Source organism: Streptomyces sp. RP5T, assembly GCF_003933965.1.
In the GTDB taxonomy this organism is placed as follows: Bacteria; Actinomycetota; Actinomycetes; order Streptomycetales; family Streptomycetaceae; genus Streptomyces.
This window is the reverse complement of record NZ_RSAJ01000849.1, coordinates 1-2,715: the sequence shown is the minus strand read 5'-3', so window position 1 is coordinate 2,715 and position 2,715 is coordinate 1. Positions and strand designations below refer to the sequence as shown.

At 75.4% G+C, this 2,715-nt stretch carries 2 protein-coding genes; both read right to left on the bottom strand.

Translation table 11 applies throughout. From position 1 onward, the window contains the following. Nucleotides 1-143: 143 nt before the first annotated feature. Nucleotides 144-1,046: a MoxR family ATPase gene (locus EHS43_RS41965; protein ID WP_125195730.1), complete on the bottom strand. Its 903-nt coding sequence runs from the start codon at nt 1,044-1,046 to the stop codon at nt 144-146. A gap of 172 nt (nt 1,047-1,218) precedes the next feature. Next, nucleotides 1,219-2,715, bottom strand: a 1,497-nt coding sequence (locus EHS43_RS41960; protein ID WP_369009078.1) for an NACHT domain-containing NTPase, incomplete at its 5' end; no start/stop codon positions are given.

Genomic DNA, 2,715 nt, shown 5'->3' with positions numbered 1-2,715 from the left:
GTAAGGGACGCGGTCGCCGGACGGCCGGGAGGGCAGGGTGATCCCCAGGGCGTTGGCGAGCGTGGCCAGGTCGTCCGGGTCGGACACCCGCAGGGCGCGGGCCGTCCGCAGCAGGTCGCCCAGCCGGGCCGGGCTTCCCGGGCTCATACGGAGGCGGCGGGGTCGGGGGAGGCCTTCACCATGGCGAGCCCCGCGACCGCCCGCCACTCCGGGGAGTCCGCCGTCAACTCCATCTGGCGGCAGGCCCGCAGGGTGTCGAGGAACTCGGCCGTGCTCGCCGTGGGCCCGGCGGCCACCGACTCGTACTCGAACAGGTCGGCCAACTCCTGGGTGAGCGCCTCGTCGTAGGCGTCACCCATGTGCAACTGCGCCACTTTGAGCAGGTGTTCACGGCCCGGAGGGCGCAGGCGCAGGAGGATGCAGCGGCGCAGGAAGGCGGTGGACAGCTCCCGTTCCTCGTTGCTCGTGATCACCACCAGGGGTGCGGCCGTGTTCTCGGCCGCCGTCACCGTCCGGCGGTCCGGGCCCGTGAAGCGGAGGTTGTTGAGCGGGTCGAGCAGGGCGTCGGGGACATCCGGATCGGCCTTGTCGATCTCGTCGATGAGGACCACCGCGGGCCGGTCCAGCAGGGCGCGCGGGCTCTCCTCGTCCATGGCCGGATCGAGCGCCTTCCACAGCGGGCCGGGCCGGAAGTACGCCCGCGAACCGGGGTCCTGGAGTGTGCCCCGGGTGGCGTCGTTGAGCTGGCGGAACGCCTCCTCGCGCCAGAGCAGGTCGTGCGGTTCGGTGCGGGCGGTGACCACCTCGGCGTAGTAGCGGAAGCGCATCAGCCGGGCCACGTTCGGGGCGAGCGCCGACTTCCCCGAACCCGGGGGGCCGAGCACGAGCAGCGGGCGGCCGGAGGCGAGGGCGACGTTGACGGCCAGGACGGTCGGGTCGTCGAAGAGATAGACCTGTTCGTCCAGGCGGTCCGTGCCGCGGGCGGGCGCGAGGTCGTCCGGCGCGGTCCGGTCCGGTTCCTCGGCCGGGTCGAAAAGCTTGATCAATTCTACTGTCCCCCCATTGTCGGCCCACGGCTCGGGGGGACCGCCCCCGTTGCACTCTTCCCCATGGCGCGTACGGTCACTACACCGTCGGCGAATATGGCCGACGCGACCGCTCTCCGCTGCGCGGGCGAAGCCGCCGGACCGACAGCGGGCAGAGCCGGACGGCCTGTTGTCAGCTGTGGCGCCGCCGCCGTATCCGGATCTCCGGGAAGACCGTGCCGGTCCCTTGCGGTGGCGCTGCGCCGGCCGGCCGGGCCCGGGGACCGGCCGTCACGAGGGTCACCCGGCTCAGCCAGAGCGCCCGGTGCAGGCCGTCCGGCAGGGGCAGGTCCGGCCACGGGTCGATGTCGAGGAACATCACCGCCGAGGACTCCAGTGCCGTCAGATCCCGTAGGTTCGGGCAGCGCAGCACCCGGACCGACCGCAGCGACCGGCATCCGGCCAGCTCGGGCAGCGCGACGAGCGACGGGTCGTCCATGAGGACCAGCGAGCGAAGGCCGGGCAGCCGCGGCAGCGCCTCGGCCAGCCCGTCCACCGGTCCCGTGCAGCGCAGTTCGGGTATGGCGGTACCGGCCCGGAGCAGGGTGCGCACCTCGGCGGACGACCGTACCCCTGCCCGCCGTACGGCCGTGCGCGGCGGCGGGCTCCCGGCCGACAGCCGCCGCGGCGGGCCGCCCGGCGTCGCCAGGACGCTGCGCACGGGGCCGGTGGCGGTCTCGGTGGCACGCAACTCGGCCAGCAGTGCGGCAAGTTCGTCGGAGGGGTGGCGACGCAGCACGGTGTCGGTGTCCGTGCCGGGGGCGTGCGCGAGGTGGTGGGCCGCCAGATAGGTCCTGACCTCGGGGTTCGGGAAGGCCACGGTGTCGGGTCCGGGGCGGAACACCACACCGGCGCGGTCGGCGAGCGCGGCCAGCAGGCGTTCGGGCGAGGCCGAGTCGGAGGTGCCGGTCTCGCGCAGGGCGCTCAGGGCCGTCCGCAGCGGGATGCGGGAGCCGTCCAGACCGAGGGTGGCGACGGCCAGCCGGCCGGACGCGGCCCGCAGCACGCTGTCCGGCACCGGGGTGGCGGCGAGGCCCGGCACGGGCGGGGCGGTGGTCTCCACCCGCGGCCGCCGCCACACCGCCGAGACACCGGCGCGCAGCAGTCGGTGGCGGGGGATCCGCGCGGGTTGGGCCGCGGTGCGCGTGGCCCGCAGCAGCGAAGCCGCGGCGGCCGGGCGGTCGGCGACGCCGGCGAGCAGCGGGTCGGTGTCGCACCGGGGCAGCAGCGCGCCGCGGGCCTGCCGATCCTCGGGGGAGGCCGCCGCACGGGAGTCCACCAGGGCGCGGATGTCGTCGGGGGTCAGGGGCCTGAGGCCCACGACCCGGAAGGCGTCGCCGAGCCGGGACCAGGGGACGCCGGTGCCGTTCGTGGCGATGACGCACGGGGCGTCCGGATGGGTCTCCAGCAGGTTCAGCAGCCACTCCCACACGGCGGCACGGTTGCCCGCGGGCACCGCGTCCAGGTCGTCCACGGCCAGGAAGGCCCGCCCGGACCGCAGCTGGCGGGACGCCCAGCCGGCCGGTTCCTGCGCGGCGGTGAGCGGGGCGAGTGTCGGCACCATCCCGTCCAGCCGGGGCAGGGCCCCCGACCGGGCCGACAGCACGAACGGGATGCGGCATCCCCAGGG